This is a genomic window from Clostridium sp. 10cd*, assembly GCF_044336395.1.
Classification (GTDB): domain Bacteria; phylum Bacillota_I; class Bacilli_A; order Erysipelotrichales; family Erysipelotrichaceae; genus Clostridium_AQ; species Clostridium_AQ innocuum.
This window is the reverse complement of record NZ_CP172347.1, coordinates 3,126,791-3,150,024: the sequence shown is the minus strand read 5'-3', so window position 1 is coordinate 3,150,024 and position 23,234 is coordinate 3,126,791. Positions and strand designations below refer to the sequence as shown.

General features: G+C 39.0%; 31 protein-coding genes. 18 read left to right on the top strand and 13 right to left on the bottom strand.

Annotated features, from left to right (window positions below):
- Positions 1-3 precede the first annotated feature (3 nt).
- From ACG3M1_RS15595 to ACG3M1_RS22850, 15 genes are all read left to right on the top strand, one after another.
- Positions 4-570 (top strand): hypothetical protein, encoded by a 567-nt coding sequence (locus ACG3M1_RS15595; protein ID WP_009270717.1) that lies wholly within the window; start codon positions 4-6, stop codon positions 568-570.
- Positions 567-866 carry a hypothetical protein gene (locus ACG3M1_RS15590; protein ID WP_009270716.1) on the top strand — a complete coding sequence of 100 codons (300 nt, stop codon included), beginning with the start codon at positions 567-569 and terminating at the stop codon, positions 864-866. The genes ACG3M1_RS15595 and ACG3M1_RS15590 overlap by 4 nt, the downstream gene beginning before the upstream one ends.
- Before the next feature lie 89 nt (positions 867-955).
- Positions 956-1,180: a hypothetical protein gene (locus tag ACG3M1_RS15585; protein ID WP_050811600.1), complete on the top strand. Its 225-nt coding sequence runs from the start codon at positions 956-958 to the stop codon at positions 1,178-1,180.
- Positions 1,177-4,032, top strand: a complete 2,856-nt coding sequence (locus ACG3M1_RS15580; RefSeq protein ID WP_009270715.1) for a phage tail tape measure protein — start codon at positions 1,177-1,179, stop codon at positions 4,030-4,032. The genes ACG3M1_RS15585 and ACG3M1_RS15580 overlap by 4 nt, the downstream gene beginning before the upstream one ends.
- 3 nt (positions 4,033-4,035) lie before the next feature.
- Positions 4,036-4,686 carry a hypothetical protein gene (locus tag ACG3M1_RS15575; RefSeq protein WP_009270714.1) on the top strand — a complete coding sequence of 217 codons (651 nt, stop codon included), beginning with the start codon at positions 4,036-4,038 and terminating at the stop codon, positions 4,684-4,686.
- A gap of 10 nt (positions 4,687-4,696) precedes the next feature.
- Positions 4,697-6,397, top strand: coding sequence for a phage tail spike protein (locus ACG3M1_RS15570; protein ID WP_009270713.1), 1,701 nt, complete (start codon positions 4,697-4,699; stop codon positions 6,395-6,397).
- An 11-nt stretch (positions 6,398-6,408) separates the two neighbouring features.
- On the top strand, positions 6,409-7,050 hold the full coding sequence (locus ACG3M1_RS15565; RefSeq protein WP_008728357.1) for a hypothetical protein: 642 nt from the start codon (positions 6,409-6,411) through the stop codon (positions 7,048-7,050).
- 17 nt (positions 7,051-7,067) lie between these two features.
- Positions 7,068-7,694: a hypothetical protein gene (locus tag ACG3M1_RS15560; RefSeq protein ID WP_009270712.1), complete on the top strand. Its 627-nt coding sequence runs from the start codon at positions 7,068-7,070 to the stop codon at positions 7,692-7,694.
- An 18-nt stretch (positions 7,695-7,712) separates the two neighbouring features.
- Positions 7,713-8,144 (top strand): hypothetical protein, encoded by a 432-nt coding sequence (locus tag ACG3M1_RS15555; RefSeq protein ID WP_009270711.1) that lies wholly within the window; start codon positions 7,713-7,715, stop codon positions 8,142-8,144.
- The gene (locus ACG3M1_RS15550; protein ID WP_008817705.1) at positions 8,144-8,269 is read left to right on the top strand and encodes a hypothetical protein; all 126 of its coding nucleotides are present in this window, start codon (positions 8,144-8,146) and stop codon (positions 8,267-8,269) included. The genes ACG3M1_RS15555 and ACG3M1_RS15550 overlap by 1 nt, the downstream gene beginning before the upstream one ends.
- Positions 8,270-8,335: 66 nt before the next feature.
- A complete protein-coding gene (locus tag ACG3M1_RS15545) occupies positions 8,336-8,791 on the top strand; it encodes a phage holin family protein (RefSeq protein ID WP_002607677.1) in 456 nt (151 codons plus the stop codon).
- A complete protein-coding gene (locus ACG3M1_RS15540) occupies positions 8,791-9,711 on the top strand; it encodes an N-acetylmuramoyl-L-alanine amidase (RefSeq protein WP_009270710.1) in 921 nt (306 codons plus the stop codon). Before ACG3M1_RS15545 ends, ACG3M1_RS15540 begins: the two co-directional genes overlap by 1 nt.
- A gap of 203 nt (positions 9,712-9,914) precedes the next feature.
- The gene (locus ACG3M1_RS15535; RefSeq protein ID WP_008818040.1) at positions 9,915-10,628 is read left to right on the top strand and encodes a DUF3800 domain-containing protein; all 714 of its coding nucleotides are present in this window, start codon (positions 9,915-9,917) and stop codon (positions 10,626-10,628) included.
- Positions 10,621-11,142: a hypothetical protein gene (locus ACG3M1_RS15530; protein WP_224727417.1), complete on the top strand. Its 522-nt coding sequence runs from the start codon at positions 10,621-10,623 to the stop codon at positions 11,140-11,142. Before ACG3M1_RS15535 ends, ACG3M1_RS15530 begins: the two co-directional genes overlap by 8 nt.
- Before the next feature lie 1,070 nt (positions 11,143-12,212).
- Complete coding sequence (locus tag ACG3M1_RS22850) at positions 12,213-12,437, top strand: hypothetical protein (RefSeq protein ID WP_009270709.1); 225 nt, start codon at positions 12,213-12,215, stop codon at positions 12,435-12,437.
- 153 nt (positions 12,438-12,590) lie between these two features.
- Here the strand turns inward: ACG3M1_RS22850 and ACG3M1_RS15525 are convergent, their stop codons facing one another.
- The 3 genes from ACG3M1_RS15525 to ACG3M1_RS15515 all read right to left on the bottom strand — a co-directional run bounded on the left by ACG3M1_RS15525 (position 12,591) and on the right by ACG3M1_RS15515 (position 13,929).
- Positions 12,591-12,971, bottom strand: a complete 381-nt coding sequence (locus ACG3M1_RS15525; protein WP_009270708.1) for a hypothetical protein — start codon at positions 12,969-12,971, stop codon at positions 12,591-12,593.
- 277 nt (positions 12,972-13,248) lie between these two features.
- Positions 13,249-13,752 (bottom strand): hypothetical protein, encoded by a 504-nt coding sequence (locus ACG3M1_RS15520; RefSeq protein WP_008817699.1) that lies wholly within the window; start codon positions 13,750-13,752, stop codon positions 13,249-13,251.
- A 6-nt stretch (positions 13,753-13,758) separates the two neighbouring features.
- On the bottom strand, positions 13,759-13,929 hold the full coding sequence (locus tag ACG3M1_RS15515; protein ID WP_008817698.1) for a hypothetical protein: 171 nt from the start codon (positions 13,927-13,929) through the stop codon (positions 13,759-13,761).
- Positions 13,930-14,222: 293 nt separating this feature from the next.
- Between ACG3M1_RS15515 and ACG3M1_RS15510 the strand changes: the two genes are divergently transcribed.
- From ACG3M1_RS15510 to ACG3M1_RS15500, 3 genes are all read left to right on the top strand, one after another.
- The gene (locus ACG3M1_RS15510) at positions 14,223-14,465 is read left to right on the top strand and encodes a hypothetical protein (protein ID WP_008817697.1); all 243 of its coding nucleotides are present in this window, start codon (positions 14,223-14,225) and stop codon (positions 14,463-14,465) included.
- A gap of 25 nt (positions 14,466-14,490) precedes the next feature.
- A complete protein-coding gene (locus tag ACG3M1_RS15505) occupies positions 14,491-14,871 on the top strand; it encodes a hypothetical protein (protein ID WP_008817696.1) in 381 nt (126 codons plus the stop codon).
- A gap of 1,038 nt (positions 14,872-15,909) precedes the next feature.
- A complete protein-coding gene (locus ACG3M1_RS15500; RefSeq protein WP_395814301.1) occupies positions 15,910-16,446 on the top strand; it encodes a hypothetical protein in 537 nt (178 codons plus the stop codon).
- A 162-nt stretch (positions 16,447-16,608) separates the two neighbouring features.
- Here ACG3M1_RS15500 and ACG3M1_RS15495 read toward each other — a convergent pair whose 3' ends face one another.
- From ACG3M1_RS15495 to ACG3M1_RS15450, 10 genes are all read right to left on the bottom strand, one after another.
- The gene (locus ACG3M1_RS15495; RefSeq protein ID WP_009271880.1) at positions 16,609-17,799 is read right to left on the bottom strand and encodes a site-specific integrase; all 1,191 of its coding nucleotides are present in this window, start codon (positions 17,797-17,799) and stop codon (positions 16,609-16,611) included.
- A gap of 77 nt (positions 17,800-17,876) precedes the next feature.
- Positions 17,877-18,080, bottom strand: a complete 204-nt coding sequence (locus ACG3M1_RS15490) for an excisionase (RefSeq protein WP_004613735.1) — start codon at positions 18,078-18,080, stop codon at positions 17,877-17,879.
- Positions 18,081-18,454: 374 nt separating this feature from the next.
- Complete coding sequence (locus tag ACG3M1_RS15485) at positions 18,455-18,697, bottom strand: helix-turn-helix domain-containing protein (protein WP_008787631.1); 243 nt, start codon at positions 18,695-18,697, stop codon at positions 18,455-18,457.
- The gene (locus ACG3M1_RS15480; protein ID WP_008787630.1) at positions 18,687-19,115 is read right to left on the bottom strand and encodes an RNA polymerase sigma factor; all 429 of its coding nucleotides are present in this window, start codon (positions 19,113-19,115) and stop codon (positions 18,687-18,689) included. Before ACG3M1_RS15480 ends, ACG3M1_RS15485 begins: the two co-directional genes overlap by 11 nt.
- A 279-nt stretch (positions 19,116-19,394) precedes the next feature.
- Positions 19,395-19,619: a hypothetical protein gene (locus ACG3M1_RS15475; RefSeq protein ID WP_008787629.1), complete on the bottom strand. Its 225-nt coding sequence runs from the start codon at positions 19,617-19,619 to the stop codon at positions 19,395-19,397.
- 31 nt (positions 19,620-19,650) lie between these two features.
- Positions 19,651-20,076, bottom strand: a complete 426-nt coding sequence (locus tag ACG3M1_RS15470) for a hypothetical protein (RefSeq protein ID WP_008787628.1) — start codon at positions 20,074-20,076, stop codon at positions 19,651-19,653.
- 214 nt (positions 20,077-20,290) lie between these two features.
- Positions 20,291-21,484 (bottom strand): site-specific integrase, encoded by a 1,194-nt coding sequence (locus ACG3M1_RS15465; protein WP_002610375.1) that lies wholly within the window; start codon positions 21,482-21,484, stop codon positions 20,291-20,293.
- Between the two features lie 80 nt (positions 21,485-21,564).
- Complete coding sequence (locus ACG3M1_RS15460; protein ID WP_002610370.1) at positions 21,565-21,768, bottom strand: excisionase; 204 nt, start codon at positions 21,766-21,768, stop codon at positions 21,565-21,567.
- A 409-nt stretch (positions 21,769-22,177) separates the two neighbouring features.
- A complete protein-coding gene (locus ACG3M1_RS15455) occupies positions 22,178-22,429 on the bottom strand; it encodes a helix-turn-helix domain-containing protein (RefSeq protein WP_002610366.1) in 252 nt (83 codons plus the stop codon).
- Positions 22,413-22,853: an RNA polymerase sigma factor gene (locus ACG3M1_RS15450; RefSeq protein WP_002610364.1), complete on the bottom strand. Its 441-nt coding sequence runs from the start codon at positions 22,851-22,853 to the stop codon at positions 22,413-22,415. Before ACG3M1_RS15450 ends, ACG3M1_RS15455 begins: the two co-directional genes overlap by 17 nt.
- Positions 22,854-23,234 lie beyond the last annotated feature (381 nt).

Genomic DNA, 23,234 nt, shown 5'->3' with positions numbered 1-23,234 from the left:
GATATGGAAGAAAAAACACAAGAAATTCTGCTAGGCGCTGGCGAGCTGTATATGTATGAGTTTAATGGAACAGAAATTCCGGTACATGCAGAAATCGAAACAGATGAGCACAATGTAGGACATTGCTCCGGCGGGTTTTCCTTGGAATACAAACCCGAGATATACGATGTAAAGGACTGGTTCGGAAAAATCGTTGCAAGGTTTGTAATCGGTGAAGACATGGCAATCAAAACCGGTATCATTAGCTGGTCGCTGGCTAAGCTTGCGTTGCTTTCCACAGCGGTTTTTACAGAGAATAAAGAAAAGAAGACACGAACGCTCGTATTTGGTGGTAACAAAGATTTAAAAACAGTGTTGGTGCGATTCGTACACACTAAAAAAGGTGGCAAGAAATTGCGCTTTACCGCCATTGCACAGGGCGGAAATGGGTTCTCGTTGGAATTCAGTCAGAAGGAATTGACGATTGACGCACAGCTGAATGCAATAGCTAAAAAGAAAGACTGGCTATGTGAGTTTGAAGAAGAAATGGAAGATGCACCGGTAACACCGGAAGAAGGAGGAACAGAATGAAACCAATTGATTTATCAGCATATGCCAACAGAACGGTAGATTTCCTCATCAAAGGGGAATTAGTCAAGCTTCCAGAACTTTCCTATCGTGATATGAAGAAAGTTGCTGAGTATGAGGCGAACGAAGATACGACACAGCAAGACGAACTGAAAATGGTTTTGTGGCTTCTGAATAAGAACACCGGTGGCAAACAGTTCACAGAGAAGGATGTATATGACCTTCCTGCTGGGGCAATCTCCAGAATCTACAGAGAATGTGTCCTGCTTCCACGTAAAGCATTGAACGACCCAAACTAGCAATCCCACTCCCATCTGATCCTGTGATACGCGATGCAATCATTCAAAAGTATTTCAGTACGGAGGAGTGGGAGGGCAAGTATCAAACTATGAGCGGTGAGTTGAAAGCTATTAGTGATTATACCAGACTATCATTTGATGAAGTCATGGAGCAGCCGTATAGCCTTTTCCTGCTCTATCGAAAAGATGCGTGGATGTATAACAATATGCGTTCAGAAGCAGGCAGAAAATTCATGAAAGATTTGATCAGACTGCAGACGACTTCTGCAGACTTGCAAGCAGTACATGCATTCAAAGGAGGTGTCATGACATGAGCTTAATGGGAGGCCTTGAACTGGCACCTCTGATTACAAAAATCAAAGTTGACATTGCAAACTTCAAAAAAGACATGGAAAGTGTCAAAGCGGAGGCAGTAGTTCAGGCAAAGGATGTATCAAAGAAGCTTGAATCCACTGCTAAAGTAGGACAGAACATGTCAAAAGTAGGAGGGCAGGCTACGAAATTACTTACAGTTCCCCTGCTTGCTGCAGGAACTGCTGCAGGGAAGCTGAGCATGGATCTATCTAAAAACATGGGACTTGTGTCAACATTATTGGATGGTTCAGTAGAACAGGTCAATAAAAGAACGGAAGAGCTGAAACAGAATGTTTATAAGATATCCAATGATACAGGATTGGCTACAAGCAATATCAGCGATGGCTTATATCAGGTCGTTTCAGCGTTTGGCGATACCGCAGACAGTGCAAAGATATTGGAAATCGCATCAAAAGGAGCGAAAGCCGGTAATGCAGAGGTAACTGACAGTATCAACCTTTTATCAGCGGTAACGAAGGGATATGGCGATACTTCGGCAGCCGCGAACCAGAAGGTTTCTGACCTTGCTTTCCTTACTGCGAAATTGGGACAGACGACATTCCCGGAGTTGGCTGGATCAATCGGAAGAGTAGTGCCTTTAACAAAGCAGTTGAATGTAAGCCAGGAAGAATTATTCGGCGTTATGGCCACAGCTACCGGCGTAACTGGAAACGCAGCAGAGGTATCTACACAGCTGCGTGGTGTCCTCCAGGCATTGATGGCACCTACAGACAGTATGGCGGAACTCATGAAAAAATACGGCTACGAAAATGGCGAAGCTATGATCAAGGGAAAAGGTCTGCAAGGCACTATCGACATCATCACAAAGGCAGCAAAAGATAGTGGCAAACCATTACAATCTTATATCGGTTCAATCGAAGGTCAGACCTTGGCTCTGGCATTGAGCGGAGCACAGCATGATGTATTCACTGAGAAATTAAAAAAAATGCAGGATGCTACAGGTGCAACAGATGAAGCATTCAAGCGTGTTAATGAAACCACTGGTGCGAAGTTCAGCAATTCACTGAACAAAGCTAAGAACTCACTTACGAAGCTAGGAGATGCTATGGCTCCAATGCTGGAAAAGGCCGCTGACCTCATCGGTAAGGTTGCGGAGAAAATAGGGAAGATGAAACCGGAAACGATGGAGCTTATCGTGAAGGTAGGAGCTCTGGTTGCTGCGTTTGGTCCATTGCTGAAAATCACTGGTTCTCTAGTAACAGGTTTTACGAAATTGGCACCTGCTGTATCCGGAGCAACGAAACTTATAGGCAAAGGCATTCCACTCATAGGGAAGTTGGGATCTTCGCTGGCATCTAGCAGCGGTCTTATTGGAAAATTTGGTGGGCTACTATCAAAGTTAGCACCTGCTGGAGCTACAGCAGCAGGCGGTTTGGCGAAAGTTACAGCTGGTGCTGCAGGGATGACAACTGCAGCTGCTGGTGGCACTACTGCATTAACCGGTGTTGTATCCACACTTGGTGGTTTGGTACTGCCTGCGGCAGGGGCTGTGGCGGCAATTGGCGGCTTAGCTCTAGCGGGCAAAGCAGTATACGATAATTTGCAACAAGATGTAATTCCTAGTATTGACTTATTCGCTGACCGTACTGTTATTGATTATGATAAGGCTGGAAACGCTGTAGGAGCTCATACGGTTAGAATTAGTGAAGAAACAGAAAAACAACTGTCATCGTATCTTAAACTTTCAAACGATGCACAACAATTCTCTATGGATATGTATACGGGTATTACAAAAGTAACAGATGAAAGCGTCGGAAAGATATCGGGAAAAGTTGATGACATGGCAAATAAAGTGACATCTTCTATTGAAAAACAAAAAGAAGGAACTGTCAGCAGATATCAACAAATGTTTGATTCTACCACTGCAATAACTTCTGAAGAACAAAAAGAGATTATGAAAACAGTTAACGATGGATACAAGGGCAGGATTGATAAAACAAAATACCTGAAAGATCAAATAACAGGTATTTACAAGGAAATTAAAGATAATGGTGGTAAGATTACAAAGAGTCAACAGGAACGTATTGATCAACTCTACGATCAGATGAAAACTGAGGCAGTAGAAGCTATGTCGAGTAATAAGGCTGAACAAGAAGTCATATTAAATAGATTAAATTCTAGCAGCACTCGTATCACTGCAGAAATGGCAGGTAATGCCATTAAAGAAATGAATAAACTTGAAAAAGAATCCGTAAAATCAGCTGGTAGAAAGCGTGATGAACTTGTGCGACAAGCTGAAGAATTAAAAACTATTGAAGGTGGAAAATACAAAGAAAAAGCAGAAGAAATCATAAAGAGCGCAAACGAAGAATACGAAAAATCCGTAGAGGCGGCTAAAAAGACAAAAAAAGAAGGTATTGATAAACTTATGTCTGCTCATTCTGAATTAGCAGATAAGGTGGATATCTCAACAGGTGAAGTTGTCTCAAAATGGACAAAAATGTTTGGACATTGGGACCGGTGGAATCCAGAAGATAAGGAAGTTACTGTTACAACTAATTATGTTGAGAAGTATTCCAAGGTTTATGAAAGACCTACAAACCAAGCTGGCAAGTGGGTTTCACAATACGCGACGGGTTTTGATTATGTCCCTTATGATGGATACAATGCGCGGTTGCATAAAGGCGAACGTGTGCTTACCGCAAAGGAAAACGAGGAATATACAGCTCAGAAAATCTATGGTAAGGGGAACGCTGGTGCCGTTACGCTTAATGTACCTCTTTATATCAATGGAAAAGAGTTTGCGCACGCCACTGTGAATGACATTTCGGAAGAGCTCGGATGGAGGTAGGATATGAGGATAAATGAAAAACGACTGGAAATGTACGGCGGTATATTTGTTTCATTCACATATATGCCTCCTTCTCTTTCACGAACCATAAAATCTACAGACTACCGGCATACGATGATTTCTGAATCAATCGAACCAAAACCAATGAATCTTGTTATTGTGTTTGATAACGATGACAACCCAGGGCGTTTCTTGCAGGAATTGAGACAACGCTCTATGATTGACATAGAAGATGGTTACCGATACGATTGCATTTTATCTGGCCAACCAGAAGTAAAACACTTGGGTGCTTGTAATTACGAGATAACATACCCTTTATCCGTCATAAAGAAAGGTTCAGAGCGGTGCTTTAATCTAACACGTACCGATAATATGATAACGATTAAAGGAGCGTATAAAGCCGGTATCCGCTATGAGATAACCCCCCATTACAATGGAGAGATCACAGTAGGAGGATATACGATACGTAATATCCATACCGCTAAGAAGATAATCCTGGATGGTGAGAGTATGCTCATAACAGAAGATGGTAAAAACAAATATTCTGATGCAATGTTTACCAAGTTTCCCAGTTTGGGACCGGGCGACCACATCATCACGGTGAGTAACACAAACGCTGATGTGGTGATGTATTACAGCCCAGTATATCTATAGGAGGTGACATATGTTAAGTGTCAAGACACAAGACGGATGGCTGCCTATCACAGTAGCCACGAACGCATATGTAGAAAAGGACGAAGAGGGCGAAGAAACGCTCTCTTTTGATGTTCCGCCAGATTCAGAGTTATTTACGTATTTAAAGACCGAGGCAGAAGTAAGGACAGAGGATAACCTCTATCTTATCAAGGGTGTAAACAAGCTGATCACGCAGGCCACGATTACCTGCGAACTGGATATGGATGATTGGAAGGCATCGTATTATCTGAAAACAGCAGATATTGCTGCACTGCAGACAAAAAACATAGGCGATGTATTGAATTATATCAAGCCTTCAGGGTGGACGGTAACCGGCGAAGAGGTCAGAACGATCAGACGCACACCGGATAAGGAAAAATGCAACGGGTACGATGTACTGATGCGCTGCAAGGTGGTATATGATGTGCAGTATGATTTTGATTGTTTGAGCAAGGTCGTTACTGTGATAGATCCATACGCTTCTATAGACACCGGATTGTATGTAACTCCAGAGTTAAACATGAAGGACCACACATATAAGGAAAGTAGCACAGGGCTTGTCACAAGGCTTTACTGCTACGGTGCTGATGATTTGACATTTTCCGATATAAACGACGGGAAGCCGTATATCGACCTGCAGGGCTACAAAGGCAAGCCGATAGTGACCTCATGGATAGATGGGCGATACACGAACAAGGAAAGCCTTCTGGCGGACGGAAGGAAGAAGCTGCAGGAGTTGGCAGCACCGGTTGGATCATACACAATCAATATGATAGACCTTGCCGCGGTAGATGATAAGTACAAAGACTTGAAGGTGAAAATTCGAGAGACAGCGCATTGTATCATTGATCCTGTCAGAGGCATCGATGTACCACACCGTATCGTAAAAATCCGAAAGTACCTACTGGATGAAGAAAGGTCGAACAATACGATTACACTGTCTAATGAACCTCGTAAAATAACGGATATGATAAACCAGATGCAGGAAAACGTGACCGAACTTACGCAGGATGGATATAAGAAAGAAACGACTATCCGGAACAATTCTGAAAGCATTGAGTTGATTGCAAAAGGGCTAGGAGAAGCTCAGTTGAAATTGCAGGAAGACCAGATCGTTGCGCTTATATCGAAGGCGATAAACAACGGTAACTCCATGCAGACTATGCAGGTGATTATAGATATCCTTGGTCTGACAATAAAGAATGGTGGAATCAAGGTATACGATGGTAACAACAGCCTTGTACTCTATGTGGATCAGAATTCTAAAAAGCTGGTTATGAATGGCTCGATAGAATCACAATCAGGTCATATCGGTGGATGGTCTTTAAATTCAGAAGGACTGACTGCTTCTTATACTGCAAACATACCCAATTATACCTCTGCAGATACTGAAAAAATAAAACAGTTCATTCTTGGTCAAATCACTTTGACTGATGCAGAATATGATTATTTAGACATAGATCGAAGTGGGACGATTACTTCCGCTGATTACGTTATTATGAAAAATGTTATTTCTGGATTGCATTCCCATACGTGGCGATATGATTATGTAATATCGCCGTATGACCCTGCAAAGTTTGTAAAAGTACATATAGATATGGGAAATGGCACATCAAGGGACAGGTATATCAGTTTGATGGGTATTTCTACAGATGCCATGAGATATGTAAATGACAAGGTACGTGGATAGGAGGTGATTGAATGGATATAGTAGTAACACAAATTAAACAGATTGGTAGAGAGATAATGCTTGACGGAAACAGTCTTGTAGGTTATCAGCACTCGGCCAATCTTTTTATTAAGCTTATTAAAGACACATCGGAAACAAATCCATTTAAGGGAATGGTGTTATCTGGTTACTGTACTAGTTGGAAATCAGATATGCCGATCGTATGTCCTCTACAGGAAAAAGATGATGGGACATACATTTTGTTGCCTGATGGGGTGTTTGAAAACGAAGGCGATGTATATTTGTCTTTGGCAGCGATTGACGAAAATAAAATCGTTATCACATCTAACAGATTAGCTCTACAAGTAGATGTATCCAACAAAATCAAAGCTGCAGTTTCTCCACCGGAAGAATATTGGCAAAGAGAAGTATTAAGTGCTATGAAATCATGGTATACGAGTACTGTTGATCCTTATTTTGAAAAAAGCAAAGAGAAATTAGATGATTTGATAGACCAAACTAACGAATCTCAAAAGGATGTAAAAAATGCGGTAGCACAATGTTATGATGCTATATCAGCACTGCAGCTTGAAACATTCGATATGGACGGCGGTGACCCGTTCACACAAGCGAGCGAAGAAGACATTGATGTAAACGGTGGATATCCGATTTAAAGAGAGGAGAATGAGAAATGCCATTTTATACAATAAGACCACGTGCTGGAACAAAGGCACAATGGGAACAATCAAATATGGTTTTGAAAGAACGCGAAATCGGTTATGAAATACCGAATGCAGGTGTTGGAAAGGGAATCGTTAAAATGAAAATGGGGGATGGAGTAACACCTTGGAATAGTTTACCTTATGCAATACCTGTCCCATTAACACCTAGCGATATCGTTACGACGGATTCAACATCCAATGCAAAAGTACCTAGTGCCGGATATTGTAAAAAGAAATTCGATGATATAAAAACAGAATTAAACGGAAACACTGTTCAATTAACTAATTCGGTATATCTTCCTCCGGCCAATATGTATAGAAGTGGGAAAGTTATTTATTTAAAGTGTGCTGGTTATATGCAAAAGGAATTGGCAGCGAACGGAGAGACTACGATAGCTACGCCGTCGATGATTCCGGAAGCTTTTCGCCCGACAGTAGATCTAAATTTCTATGAAATCGTAGGTAGTACAAAAATTATCGCAAAGATAAATATTAAACAGGATGGAACTATTTTGTTTTCCCCTCTTGAAAAAATAGTAAAGGATGTTGGCGTCAACATACACCTTACATATATAACAGGAAAATCTACTATCTAACGAAAGGAGCATTAAGATATGGAATTTATTAAACTGAAAAATGGCAGTAGATATCAGCTGATCACAGACGGATTCAATGTCGGAGATAATCATGTGAAACTTGCTTTCATTGCTGATAGATCACTAAAAGAGATTCATTCTGAATTCTCAAAAAAGGAAAATGTTGAGACATTATGTGTAGAAACCGCAACAGGTGAAACACTAACTGTCTGTGATGGATATGTGGTTTTAGACAGCTACGTATCATTAGATTTGCATTATGAGGTATCGCCAGTTGAATATGGCGGTGATGGGGAAGTTGTAAAAGCAGCTGATTATGGTGAAGTCGCTTTCTTATCTTTATATAAAGAAACAGCAGAAAGTATGCTGGAAGAATTGAAACTTAAGCAAGAGGTGACTGCACAGGCAGTTCAAGATTTGATACTGATGGCGGCAGGAGGTAAAGCATAATGGAAAATTTTCTGGTATATCGTATCTTAGATGGAAAGCTTGATTTTGCTGATGTCCCCAAAGCGCTAGAAGCCGGAGTGAAAAAAATTCTGGTTGAGATAGGTCACGAAGAATTAACGAAGTAGTATAAGAGGGTAAAACGCCCTACATATTGCCAAGAATGGCGGAAAGAGATGAGGTATATGAAACATATGGCACAAACAATCACAGACAACTACAACGCATTTGTGGGCACTGTTATAGCAGTTATCAGCGTGATATTCGGAGAACACTGGTATCTGTTTGCGTTGTTCCTTGCACTTAATATAGCAGACTGGGTAACAGGTTGGATGAAGTCAAGAATCATGAAAAAAGAAAATTCAGTAAAGGGTTGGCAAGGAGTACTTAAAAAGATTGGATACTGGATCATGATCACGTTTGCATTTATGGTTGCAGCGGGCTTGATCGAAATCGGTGAGATAATCGGTGTAGACTTGCAGATTACAACACTGCTTGGATGGTTCGTGCTGGCCAGTTTGATTGTGAATGAAGCACGTTCCATCTGTGAAAACTTTGTTGAAGCTGGATTCAACGTACCAAAAATTTTGAGCAACGGCTTAGCTGTTGCCGACAAACTTATTAACAAAGAAAGCGAGGACGAAGAATAATGAAGATTTTGCTTATTGCAGGGCATGGTGCAGGCGATCAAGGAGCTTCCGGCTGCGGATACAAAGAAGTAAATTTGACTAGAGAGCTGGTCAACCTAATTGTACCGAAGCTTAGAAAGTATGCAACTGTGGATGTGTACAACGTAAACCGCAGCGCATTCTATGATGTACAGAACGGTACATTCAAAATCAGTAAGTACGATTATGTGCTGGAAGTACATTTCAATGCATTTAATGGATCCGGACACGGAACAGAAATCTTTGTAACAGACAGTGAGCAGTATACCGATGTAGAACAGTCCATCATGAACAATTTGGGAAAGCACTTCGTGAAGCGTGGTGGCTCCGGCGTCAAGGTGACAAACTGGCTGGTGATTTATACATGCAAGTGTTTAGGCATCAGCTCAGCATTATTAGAGACCTGCTTTATCGACAACAAGGCTGATATGGCCGAATACCAGGCAAGCAAAGAATCCGTCGCACAGGGCATTGTAGACGGCATTGCAGAAGGTTTCCAGTTGAAAGCAAATAGCACAGAGCAGAAGCCAGGTAATAAGCCTGCAGAACATAAGAAACCTTCCAAGCCTGCGAAACCAGCACAGCCTGATCAGATCCTACATGTTGGAGAATACTTCACAATTCCAGGAGTGCATAGCGTAGACCAGGTATTGGCCAACATGGATAGCATCTGGTGCGAGGAGATGACCGGGAACGGCGGTAACTCCATTCAGGCGGGACCACTTACCAAATGCGATAAGAACGGTAAGAAAACAAAGTCACAAGTTTTTAGCGTAGGTGATTACTGGAAATGTGACAAGAAATTTAAGGTGCTTGCGGTGGATAAACCTACAAATTCAGTGCAGGCAAATGTCGGAGGTCGTAAAATCTGGTTGTATGCTGGTCCACTGCGTGAAGTCTAATATATGAAATAACCCTACTTCTCTTGACTGAGAGGTAGGGACTTTTTTTGATGATTATTTTCATTTTAATGAAAATAAAAAATTACATTTACAATGCCAAATAATAAAAAATGAATTATAATAAACAGTGATGTATAATTATTCTATAATTTCAAGCAAAATAAATAATTTTGTTTTGCAGTAAAAGGTAAGGAGGAGAAGAAATGGTTGAATATAATGTTTATTGTGATGAAAGCTGTCATTTAGAACATGACAACAGTAATGTTATGGTTATTGGAGCTGTTTATTGCCCTAAAAAGATGGTAAAAAAAATTAATAAAGATATCTATAGCATAAAAGAACGATATGGGCTACCTAAAAACGGTGAACTTAAATGGGTGAAAATATCCAATAGTAATTTTAACGTTTATCGTGCATTGATTGAATATTTTTTCAGCAATAATGATTTACATTTTAGAGCAGTGATAGCAGATAAAACTAATCTGAATCATAAAAAATATTCACAAACCCATGATGATTGGTATTATAAAATTTATTATACTATGTTGAAGAATATTTTTTTGAAAGGGAGTACGTACAATATTTATATAGATATTAAAGATGTATTTTCAAATAAAAAAGCAAACAAACTACATGATGTTTGCTGTAACACATTTTGTGATTTTCAGCATAAAATGATATCAAAAGTACAACCAATACGCTCTAATGAAGTAGAAATAATGCAATTAACCGATATAATAATCGGTGCTATTGGGTATGTAAATAGAAATTTTATAGAGGGGCATAAGTATAGCGAAAGCAAACTAAAAATAATAGAATTAATAAAAGGGAAAAGCGGATATTCTTTAACGAAAAGTAGCTATTATACGGACTTTAAATTTAATTATCTTATCTGGAGTGCTGATTTTTATGACTAAATGCTATTCAGATTTACTAGAGCCTTATGAAGGCGGACAATATAAAATGTATCTTGAAAAGATATATAATATTTATAAGGAGGATTTACTAAATAATGGCGAATTACAACTTAAAGGTAAACCAGTTAAACTTAGGCATCATCCGATGTATAAAGAAAGAGAGGAAAGTTTCTATCACTTAACGCATAGAAAATATGACAAAAATACTTTTAGGCAACCTGACTTTAAAAGGTGCGAAAGAATTAGATGGATAAGGAAAATGATTGAAAATGTTGGTAGATGCAAGTGTTGTGGTGTGAATATTGAGAGTTGTGCTGGTATTTTGATTTGGATAGAAAAATATAAAGGTAGTGATCGTATTCATTTTTATTTAGAGAATGAGAATTTTCTATTAGTTATAGAGAAACGTACAGAATATTATTTAATTATTTCAAGTTTTTATGTTGATTATAATAAAAAGAGCTATTATATTAAAAAATATGAAGATAATAAGGCAGAATATAGCGATATATAAAAACAAAAAACGCCATTTAATAAATTAAATGACGTAATCAGAAACTCCTTCTACATCACGGTAGATGAGCATAAATGGATTATATCCACATACATATTATAAGATAAAATCAAAAAAAATCAATAAATTTTTGCAAAATCACATAATCTTTGTTGATTTTTTATTAGAATTAAGATATTATATACCTTCAGATTTAACTACTCTCCACACCAGAGAGTAGCCTTTTTTGTTAAATATGGAACTTCCAATGTTTTACTACGATAATGATTTGCAATTTTTGAAGAAATGCTATATAATTTCGTAGTCACTCTTTCATACAGTTTATGCAGTGACAATGGGACAAAAGCCGGCTATAAGCCGGCTTTTTATTATCGAATTAAAATTAAGAAAAATTAAATAATTAGAGTTTACATACATGTGAATATGTAATATACTTTTATTGGCTCTCTACCCCTTTCGGAAATACCCCAATATTTTCCCACAGAGAGTCAGGCCGGTGTATACCGGCTTTTTAAATCTGCAAGCAAATGAAATGTTGATTAAATGTAGGTATGGCATAAAGAAAAGAGCGTCAACGTGTAACTCTTTTCAATACTTAGAATTAGAGGTGTGAGTAATAACTATCACTCATTATAATATATGTTAAAACACAAAAAAAGTTTAGAAAAAACAAAATACTTGAAATTAAAAATATATATGATAGAATATTTTCGCCTGTTGAATATTGCCTAGGTATTGAACAAAGGCGGCCACTATCTTTGGCGAAGTTCGGATTTATCCGAACTTTTTTATTATCTTGCTTAATAACACTAAAATATTCATAACGTATTTACAAATGTTCATATAAACTATATAATGATTACGTTGCCGCCCATTAAAAAGAAAGAGATACCTAGGCAGTATTTTGCGGCACTTGACCACCTTAATGGTGGTTTTTTTATTAACGGTTATCAAACGTTTAATCTTTTATCAATAAGTATTATAATAAGCCTAATTAGGCATCTAATTCCTCCATATCATATATTGAGATACGCAGATGTATCTCAATAACACGTAAGGAGGAAATATATATGTGTAACAGATGTGAATGTAATGCTTATGACTTTAACGATTATGATTTTGACAGATTCGAGTGTGATAGAAACCGTAGATGCGATGATGATTTCGGCACAAACGCATTGAACGAAGCAGAACGAGTAGCTCGCAGTACAATGCGTCAACACTGTAGAGAAAATCGCTGTGCACGACAATTTGTACGCTGCATGAGAAATGCCCGGTGCGGATCTAATTGGTAACTTGCACTAAAACTTAATGTATATTTGTTCACTCTGATTTAGCTTTTAACTGTGTATTTGTGATTGCATCAGTAAAAATGTAATTTAAGAGTCTGTATATGAATAGCCAATTTGCTACTCTCCACATTGGAGAGTAGCATTGTTTGTATCAATTCATTTATCATATAATTCGTGATGCTCTATATCGATTGTGTTTGTCTTTGGTGTCCTGCCATTACAGCATTGCATAATAACGGTCAAAGTGGAATTTGTGTTAGGAAATATCTGTACACCGTTGATTATTTCTTTATCAAAATCATCTTTTATAACTTGTACATCATATTGTGCATAAGGACATGTCTGTGGAATGCTATGCAAGGAATGTGTGCTGTCTGGGGTAGGGAGAGTAATAGGTTCACTTAGCCCCTTTTCATCGGTATAACATCCCATTATAAATTTAGAAGCACTGTCTGTTCTCTCATACACTCTTATAGCTGCCTGATTAACAGGAGCACCGTTTGCTTCCATAGTTTCAATTGTTAATGTGCCTGTCATTTCACTCACCTCCGATATAAACTATGCAAAGGCGATTGCGATGTGTCATTAAAAATATATAGTAACCTGTTATCTATATAGATATTTTTATTTATTACTATGAAAATAATAAATTTAATTATGCATATTGGTCTTTATAGTTATACCGCACCACACACTAAGGTTGATATCTAGGCAGTATCTAACTTGCGGTATTGACCACCTATGGGTGGTCTTTTCAAGTGTGAGGGGCATGTTATACTTAAAAAAGGCGATTTGATTATCGCCTGTCATATCACTATAGTTTTACAACCCGGTATTCCCAGTAACCTCTATTACATGGACCTGAATGTATAGGCTCACAGCCAGGGATACGTCCAGAAATATATTTTCCTGTTAATAAATATTTTGCATTAGGTTTCTTTGTTGTTCCCAAAGCTCTTAATGCGATTCTACATACATCCACCTTATTATTTGTAAGGTATTGTACCCCACCACAATGACCAGCAGCAGTAATTATAAAATAAGCGATTTTTTTAAGTAGACCACCTGAGCGAAATTTAGGTGTTTCTGCATTAAATTGGTTTGCGTAGTCCCTAATTACGATGCTATTATCAGATTTATATATTACTTCAACATTATCTTCATATTTCTCAACTAGCTCATTATCTTGATTTTTGTATTTTTCTTCAACTACAGATTGATCAATACCACAAGATTCTGTCGAATTGGTATCAGCCTTTACATTAAAAATTGGTGTTGCAGATAATATCAGCAACATAGATATAAAGATTTTTTTCATTTTTATTTATCTCCCTTTTATTTTATGATTGATATAAAATACAATTATGAAAATTAGTATTGTAAACAATAAAGCAACATAGTTGTTTACAAAAGATAGTCTATATAAAACATTTAAAATAATTAATAAAGCAGCTCCCACCAAACACACAACTGCCATCTTATTGTCTTTACTCATGTAACCTCCTTTCTTCGCTTTTATGTCTATTAGAATTATGTTATTACTATGTTCCCACCCCTTTGCTTTATATAACTAATTTAACAAATCTCTATAAAAAATCAACTATATTTAAGGTTTCTTAAGAAAACGATTTCAGTATTTATGCATTGGAGACATAGCTTCACCTTATTATTCATGATAACATCACTATTTTTTGTAAATAGATTAGCAATAATATATTACCGTTATCTGTAAATAAATCTTTAAGCTTTTAAAAAATATATGGTATCATTGTGTTGGAGGTAAAGTGTATGCAAGAAAAGAGAAGTCCTTTAGAATGTCCGTTTTTAGATTATAAAGGTATTATGTATGTATTAGGTGATGTCTGTAAAAAGAGCCAAGCATATAAGATTATACATGATTTGTTAAATGAAAAAGATGCTAATGGAGATTTACTTATTGACCCTAAGCGGATGCCAAATATCGGTAAATTGATAGTCCCTACAGATATATTCTGTAAAAGATTCGGTATTGATAGAGACAGATATAAATAGTATCTATTGAAAAAAAGGAGCTAATATGTCAAAGAAAACAAGCCCATGTATTTTGTCTGTTGAAGCGGCGGGAGAATTATTAGGCTTAGATGCACAGACTGTTCGTATTTGTATCAGAGCAGGCCATTTTGGAGATTTTGCACGAGCGATAAAAAGCAAACCAACAAATGAATGCTATCTCTATATAATAAGTAAATTCAAACTATATCAATACTTAGGTTTGGATGTTAATTTGTCCACAGAGGAAACTTTGGAATTAGTGAGACAAGGGAAACCTCCTTTTATAGAACAAACATCATACCCTATAAAAGATTTGCTATCTGAAATGAAAAGTAAGGGATGCACACTTTTTGAAAGGAATACTGCAAGCACTGTATCAAGTGTTAGAAAGGTGATAAAGGAATAAACATCATAAACAGAAGTGCAAAAGTTTTCACACCCTGTTTTTTATATATAGTCATCCAAAGATATCCAGATATCTTGTATTCTTTTACAAGCGATGAAATTCGTCGGCTGTATTAGAGCGACAGCAACAAATTAACTGCAACTGGAAAACAGACATAGTTCAGAACGCTGTACGAAATTCGGATGGCGTTTTTTACTGGACGACTTAAAGTCCCTTGGTACCGGAGCGATATTTCCATTCTTCATTCATGTTGAATGGGAAAACCCTTATTAGTCATCAACTACGGATGAATTTCGTTCGCAGTTAATCCCATTTGCCAAGCATGGTGAATGGGATAAGGTTAGCATGGAACGCTTCTTATGACGAAAAAATGACGAAAAAATGACGAAAAAATGACGAAAAAATGACGAAAAAATTTAAAAAAGTGTGTTCTATATGCAATGGATGATAGCGTATGACAGCTATTTATCGTATATGAATACGTATGAATGGTTAAAAGTTGTACGATTCCGACCGGGACCACCATTTGACGAAATGTAACCACTCAGAAATGAGTGGTTTTTTCTATGCTCTGCGGGGAAGGTGCCTTGATTCGAATAGGCTGCTCTTATTCAGCGGCGGAGGAGCTGGGATGTTATCCGTTCACTTTCCGGTTTTCGACAGGGGATTCCTCATGATGGGCAAATATTGCGGGGCGAGGTGTTTTATACGCGATAGCTAACGATATATGGGGGAACAGAGGAGGTTGTAGCCTGCGTGAGAAGCTGTGCGGTAATCACCATAGACAGCGACCATAAAAAACGATCCATATGTGAAAGGTGTACACTTTTCTTACACAGTCCCTTTCCGAATTGTAATAGAATGGTAGCTCTTACATTGATTAACACGCAGAAAGCGTATATAATGGTGTTATAAATTACATATGCAGGTTTGCAATCAGCCCGTTTCGATTATGTTGTATTCTGTCATGATACGAAGCAGCGGCATAGCTCTACCTTCATTCCTGCAGCTGTTGAACTACATGAAAGAAGGTACCTTATGAAAAAAGGCTGGTTGTTTTCTCTGCTCGGAATTTTTTTATGTCTTATACTACTTGGCGGAGTCACCATCAATTCCATATATCGTGTCCAGCGACATGGACGCCTGATCAATTATACCGGAATCGTGCGCGGAGCTTCTCAGAAACTCGTGAAAATGGAGCTTAATGATATTCATGGGGATGACTTGATAGTGTACATTGATGATATTGTGAACAGCCTTTGTACCGGACGCGGTGCTTATGACCTGCCTTTGCCGGACGATGCTGACTATCTTGACGAGCTGCATCAAACAAAGGAAGCGTGGGAACAGCTGAAACAGCAAATCTATGCTGTCAGAACAAGCAGGAATGATCAAAACGTGAAGCAACAGCTGCTACAGGATAGTGAGGATTTCTTTCAGACAACCAATGATATGGTCTTCGCTGCGGAATCCTTTACCGAGCAGCATGCAAAGCGCCTGATGCTTCTGGATATAATCATGTTTTTGAGTGTACTCGCTTTATGGGTTTTTATTTTTAAAATAAAAACTTACTAAATTTCTGATTATCTTTTCATAAGTTGGTAAATGCCGATATATCCCGTATTTTAGGGCTTTATCGGTATTTTCTTTTTGGAAGATACCTTGCATAAGCTGGCATTTACCAGCATGAAAATGCAACCAAAAGTAGTAAATGAGTAGTAAATATAAGCTCCGATATTAACAAGCCAGTCTTTCCAGTTCCGCTTTTGCAGATTGAAATGTACCGTGTGCGTAATAGCCAAGTGTCATGGTTATGTTAGCGTGTCCCATGAGATATTGCAGGGTGTTTGGGTTCATTCCTCTATTTGCCATATTCGTACAATAAGTATGCCTGAATGAATGTGGTGTGATGTTCGGTAACTTATCCGTGTGATACTTGTTATATTTCTTAATCAATCCTCGCACCATACCCTCATAGTTTCCTGCAACTTTAGGCAAGCCCTCACGGTTTAAGAATAGGAAATTGCTGTAACCACCTACAATCAGCGGTTGTGCTTTTCCTCTGCTCTTTAGTATTCTTTGGATTGCTTGATAAGCCCGTTCTGTCAATGGAAGTTCCCGTTTTCCGTTTTTGGTCTTTGGTGTTTCAATATAGTAGCCTATTTCGCTATCTTTCAATAGCTGGTGGTCTATATTGAGTATTCTGTTCTGCATATCAATATGCGTCGTCAGTCCGCAAAATTCAGAAATACGAAGTCCCGTTTCCAGCAGAAGCACAACCTCATCATAATACTTGCTGTAAATCTTGTCCTTTTCCATAAAGGCAAGCAGGCGTTCTTCCTGCTCTGGTGTAAGGATAACTTTCTGCTCCGTATCATCTTCCAGAACATCACTTAGCTTAAATTCAAACGGGTTCTTTCTGATACAGTCGTCTTGTATCGCCATGTAAAATGACGCTTTCAAGGAACGCTTATAGTTATCAATCGTTTTATAGGCATATCCTTTTTCACTCATTCTGATAGCCCATTCTTTAGCGTCCGATTGCTTCACAGTATCAATCGCCCTCATACCCAACGGGTCGTTTTTCAGAGCGTTCATAAGATACTGTCGTCCTTTTTCAGTAGCCCTTTTGATGTTCTTTCTTTGGCTGTTCTTCTTGTCGTAGAGCTGGCAGACTGTCATTTTACCGCCGACTGTGTCGATACCGTCGTTAAGGTCTTTTTTTATCTGTGCTTCTTTTTCCCTCAACGATATATCATCACGCTTTCCAGCAGGTGTCTTGTCTGTCGGTACAAGTTTCCAAGAATAGACAAATTGTGGCTTTCCGTATATATCGGTATATTTATAAACGTATCTTCCGTCTTTTCGCTGGCTCTCTCCATTACGCAAATTGCGATTTTTACCGTCTTTTCGTTTTACATTAGACATAGTGTAAAGCTCCTTTCCGTCATGGAATGAGCCGTGATACGCTATATTTATTATACCATATCTACGGCTCAATGACATTAGATTTCGTCCAATGTATCTATGATTTTTTCAAATTGTTTTCGCTTAATCTGAATACGGTTACCGTTCACGATAACCCAGCCAGCGTCAATATTTTCTTCGGCTAATTTACGCAATTTCTTTTCGCCAATGCGGAAGTATTTGGACGCTTCTTCAATCGTCAGCGTATATTTTTCCCAGATAGGCACATCAGTATTGTTCATAATCTATGCACCCCCTTTACTGTGTGTCATTTTTTACAAGCAGGCAGACGGCTTTGGAAAGCTCCGTTAGTATCTCAACTATTCCCATTCTTGTGGGCAGAACCGCACCATGCGGACGTATCATTATTCTGTGAGGATAGGTCGTGGCAAAACGACTTTTCCAACAGTCGCTCTCGGATCACTGCGTGGGTCGCTCGCTTTCTTTTGAAAAGGTCGTGGCGTACAGTCCCCGTGGCTCGCTATCTCACAAACGTATCTGTCTGCTTTATTCAGTTGTCAAAGAGCTGTGGCGAAAGCGTGTTGCTTTCATGTAAAAGCAGGGGCAGAGCAGGAAAGAGGGGATTGAACAAATCATGCTCTGCGGTTACTGCTTGTTATTCTTCGGTTTCTAAAGGAATATCAAAGTCCAAAATCATTTTGATAAGTGCTTCTCTGATACGTCCTTTTAATTCCATGTCTACGACTATGCAGACATTACCATATTTGTCGTAGAACGGACGCAAACAACATTTTGATATGTACGGGTCATACAACGCCAGTATCTTTTCAATCGCATTTACGTTGCCGTCCACAGCCGACGAAATAAGGTAAAATGACGGGCGTGTGTTATTCATCATTCATGTTCTCCTTTAATTTTTTCTTGATTTCTTCAAGTGAGTTCTTCCTACTGCGGAACGACGTTGAACGGTTAATCTTTAATCTGTCGCCGATTTCTGTATCGCTCATGCCTAAGAAGAAATACATCAACAAGATTTCTCTGTCTTTTTCAGACAGATACTTAATCGCTTCTGCTAAATCATCATCAAGGACACGAACCTCAATACCACATACATCAAAGGCGGTATAATCGCTTTCGTATTCGTCCCAGACTGCCAGCTTTTCTACGACGATTTCTGGAAGTTCACAATAGGAAATTTCCTTATTTCTTCGTCGCTTTAATTCTTTGCGATAATTACGGACAATGCCTTTCACTACACGTTTGAGCTTGCAGTCAAATTGACATTGTATTGTCTTTTGGAAGTCCGACGGTTTCATATCATCACACCCCCTTTCCGTTATGACGTGAAAAGTGTTTATCCCTCTTTCCGCACCATATCTGTACAGCAAGGTGTGATTTGTTGCATGATTTTGAAAAAAAATGAAAAAATTTTTTCGGGTACAAAAAAAGCCCGCACAAAACATATAGTCTGTACGAGCTATTAAAGCTGTGAGATATTCAGTTGTTAATAAAATGCTGTTAGGTAGTGTATGACCGTATAAGATTATGCTTAAAACTTTCCATGACACAAGCCCCCTTACAGCACTTGATTTCTATTAAACTTTTGTCTTTTTTGTAATCTTGTAAATATATTCTTCTGGAGTAGGGCGTTTATTTCCAAAATACTTTCTGAAATTCTCCTGCACTTCTGGGTCGGTGCTGTTCATAGCTTCATCAATCGTCGCTTCAATATCAGCTCGAACATCAGCTAATGACACACCGCCAGCTTTTGCACCAGCTTTCAATGCTTTTTTAATATCTCGTTTTTTAAGTCCTATCATAGTATTACCTCGTCACAATTTACTGAATGTTTTAGAAATGTTTTTCAAAATGCTTATATAGAATAATCCCTAAAAATGTTTGCAGTAGGAATAAACCAAATATAATGCCTATAATCCATGCTTCAATATGAAGTAACGCAAGTACAAAAGCAACAAACAAGTACACGAAAGTCATTAACTGATATACTAAAGAACCAGCTTTCATTCTTAAAAATATTTTTCTTTCATCAACATTATTGATGTGATTTTCTCTATTTATATTTTGTAATTTTTCTTTATTTTTTGGCATTTCATAATAACAAATTTTCAATAATTGAACACCAGAAGCAAAAGCTAAACCGAACCCCATTGCGTAAAAAAGTGTAGCGTAATAATCAGTATCAATAACGAAATATCCAAAACATATAAAGATTATACCTATAATAATCTCAATGATAAATGATAATTTTTTCTTCATTGTTAATTCCACCTTTCAAAAGACTACATTTTCTGTATTAAAATTAGATATGAATTTTGATTATCTTTTTAGAAGTTCTTATATGCCGGTATAGCCCGTATTTACAGGCTTTTCCGGCATTTTTCGTATCGGAAGAAACTCACATATATTTTTATATCCGCTTAGGTTTTTGCTTTCAAAAGTAGTAAAGAAGTAGTAAAACCTTGATTTACTACTAAGCTGCTATCCGCAGCATTTCAGCTTTTGCGCTGTCGAAAGTAGCGTGTGCGTAATAGTTCAGCGTCATAGTAATGTTGGAATGTCCCATAATGTACTGTAATGCTTTCGGGTTCATTCCGGCATTTGCCATGTTGGTACAGAACGTATGACGTAAGGTGTGCGGTGTCATTACTTTCGGTAGAGCTTCCTCATGGTACTTGTTGTACTTCTTTGCAAGCCCCCTAAACATACCGTCATAATTGGTAGCTGTTTTCGGGTAGCCGTCCCGGTTGAGGAAAAGGAAGTTGCTGTAACCGTCAATAGTAACAGCTTTTGCACCCCTGCGCCGTTTCAGCACTCGGTTAAATGCTTCATATACTTTTTCGCTCATTGGAATTTGACGAATACCGCTTTTCGTTTTTGGTGTTTCAATGTAATATCCTGTTTCCGCACTTCTTAAAAGTTGGTGGTCTACATTGATTATCCTATTCTCAAAGTTAATGTCAGTATCGGTCAGCCCGCAAAGTTCAGAGATACGAAGCCCTGTCCCAAGCAAAATAATAAGCTCGTCATAATACTTCTGATAAACTTTGTCATTTTGAGCAAAGGACAAAAAACTTTCTTCCTGCGCTGGTGTTAGCGGAACCTTTGGTTCTGTATCATCTTCAATGACAGTGTTTAACTGGAAGTCAAAAGGATTTTTCCTTATGCAATCGTCCTGTATCGCTGTGTAAAAGGCAGCTTTCAAGGAACGCTTGTCATTACTGATAGTCTTATAGGAAATTCCTTTTTCTTTCATGCGGATTGCCCATTCTTTCGCGTCGGACAGCTTCACGCTGTCAATCGGGCAGCCCCCAAGTTTATCTTCTTCCAGTAGCTTCATCAGCCGCTTGCGTCCGTTTTTCGTATTGTACCTTACATTTCCCCGGTGGCGTATCTGCTTTGCATAAAGTTGGCAGACCGTCATTTTCTTGCCTATGGTGTCTATCCCGTCGTCAAGGTCTTTCTGTATCTCTTTTACCTTTTCTCGTAGGGATATATCCTCACGCTTTCCGGCAGGGGTCTTGTCCGTAGGTACTAACTTCCACGCATACACAAACTGCGGATTACCAAAGGTATCTATATATTTGTAAGCATATCTTCCGTCTTTTCTCTGGCTCTCTCCCGACCGCAAAACTCGATTTTTGCTGTCACGTCTTTTCTTTGACATTTTTCAATGCTCCTTTCCAAGACGGAAAGAGCCTTGATATGCTTATCCCATTATAGCACATTCAAGGCTCAATTTCACTATCAGATTGTGTCTATGGTATCAATCATTTTTTCAAACTGTTTGCGCTTGATTTGAATACGGTTGCCGTTCATAATAACCCACCCGGCGGCAGGATTTTCCTCGGCTAATTTACGCAGCTTGTTTTCTCCGATACGGAAGTATTTAGCTGCTTCATCTATCGTAAGCGTGTATTTTTCCCAAATAGGCACGTCGGCGTTACTCATAGTATCGTCCCCCTTTCAATATTAGGAAAAGTGAATAGTAAAAGGGGCTTTAATCGGACGGCTGTTAGCACAACCTCGCGGGAGTTCCACCCCTGCCCGTTAAGGCAGCTCTACCCAATGCCTGCGACGCTTTTAACGCTCGGACTATGGCTATAAAGGCTTGTCTACCCTTAGTGCGTGTCGTCGCCCACAAGCCGCTACACTTGTTCCCCGGCGTGGTGGTGGTCGCTCGACTTTCTCCAATAGAAGAAAAGCGTCATGGCGCACCTGCCGTATGGCTCAACGCAAAAAGGACGTATCCGATTTGCCCTATACTGCGTCGCCGTTATCTTGCGTCGCTTTCTTTGTCAAAGAGCAAGTAAGGTCAAGTCAACAGGCAGCGGAAAGGGGGACGCTGCTTGTGGTTATCTCAAACCTTGAATGAAAGGACAGCCCGCATAAGACGCGAACGCAAGCGGTCGCGTATATCCTCATCTATGCCCCAATAGATATTTCCGCGCTCATCACGCAGCTTTCGCATAGACAGGGACGCTATGTAGCTTTCGTAATGCTGTACGACAATGTTCATAGCTTCCGGGTCGCCCTTAGTAGCGGCTATGATTACCGGGTAAGGCAACAAGCCGCGTTCGTCCTGTTCTGATTTACTAATCTGTGCAGTCATAGGCTTTTTCCTCCAAATAGCGTTTTAACAGCTTCATTGAGCTTGTCCGGCGGGACTGTACCGTTGTCCTTGACAGATTACAAAACTTTGCAATCTCGCGTTCGCTCATGTCAAAGAAATAATACAGCAGTACGGTTTCCCGCTTTTCTTCCGGCAAACTGTGCAGGGCTTCGGCAAGCAGCTTCGCAGTAATTTCTTTGCCGCCGACAACGAAAGACTGTTCTGCTTCATCATCTGCAAAATACTCGTCGCAGACGTAGAGCTGTTTTTCTTCCAGTGGCGACAGGTCAGAAAAAGTAACCTCGCGTAATTGTCGCTGCTTTGTGTCCCTGTGGGCATTCATAGCTTCTCGCTTCAACGCCAGTTTGCAAAAGCCGTTAAAAGCACAACGGATTTGCCATTGGGTACGAATAGGCTCGTTCATGTTCTCACCTCCTTTCGCTGCCGCGAAAGCGGTGGAGTTTGAAATGTCCCCTTTCGTAAACCCTCAAACCAACGCACTTCAAAATGGACGTTGGTTTTAGAAATTTTTTGAAAAAGTTTTTTGATAAAATACAAAATGCGCCCGTCTGCAAATTGCAGACAGGCGCAAAGGAATTATCAAAAGTATATGTATGATTTGTGAGTTCATCTATGTAGCCAGAATAACCCGTTGGCGGGTAATGGCTTTTTTTGATAACAGTCTATTAGGGCATAGGAAAAAGGACATGACGATACCTCCTTGATACCGCCATGTCTTTATCTAGTAGGAGAGTTATCGTTAGAATTTAGATAGATAAAAAGAAACGGCGGCTCTGAAAATCAA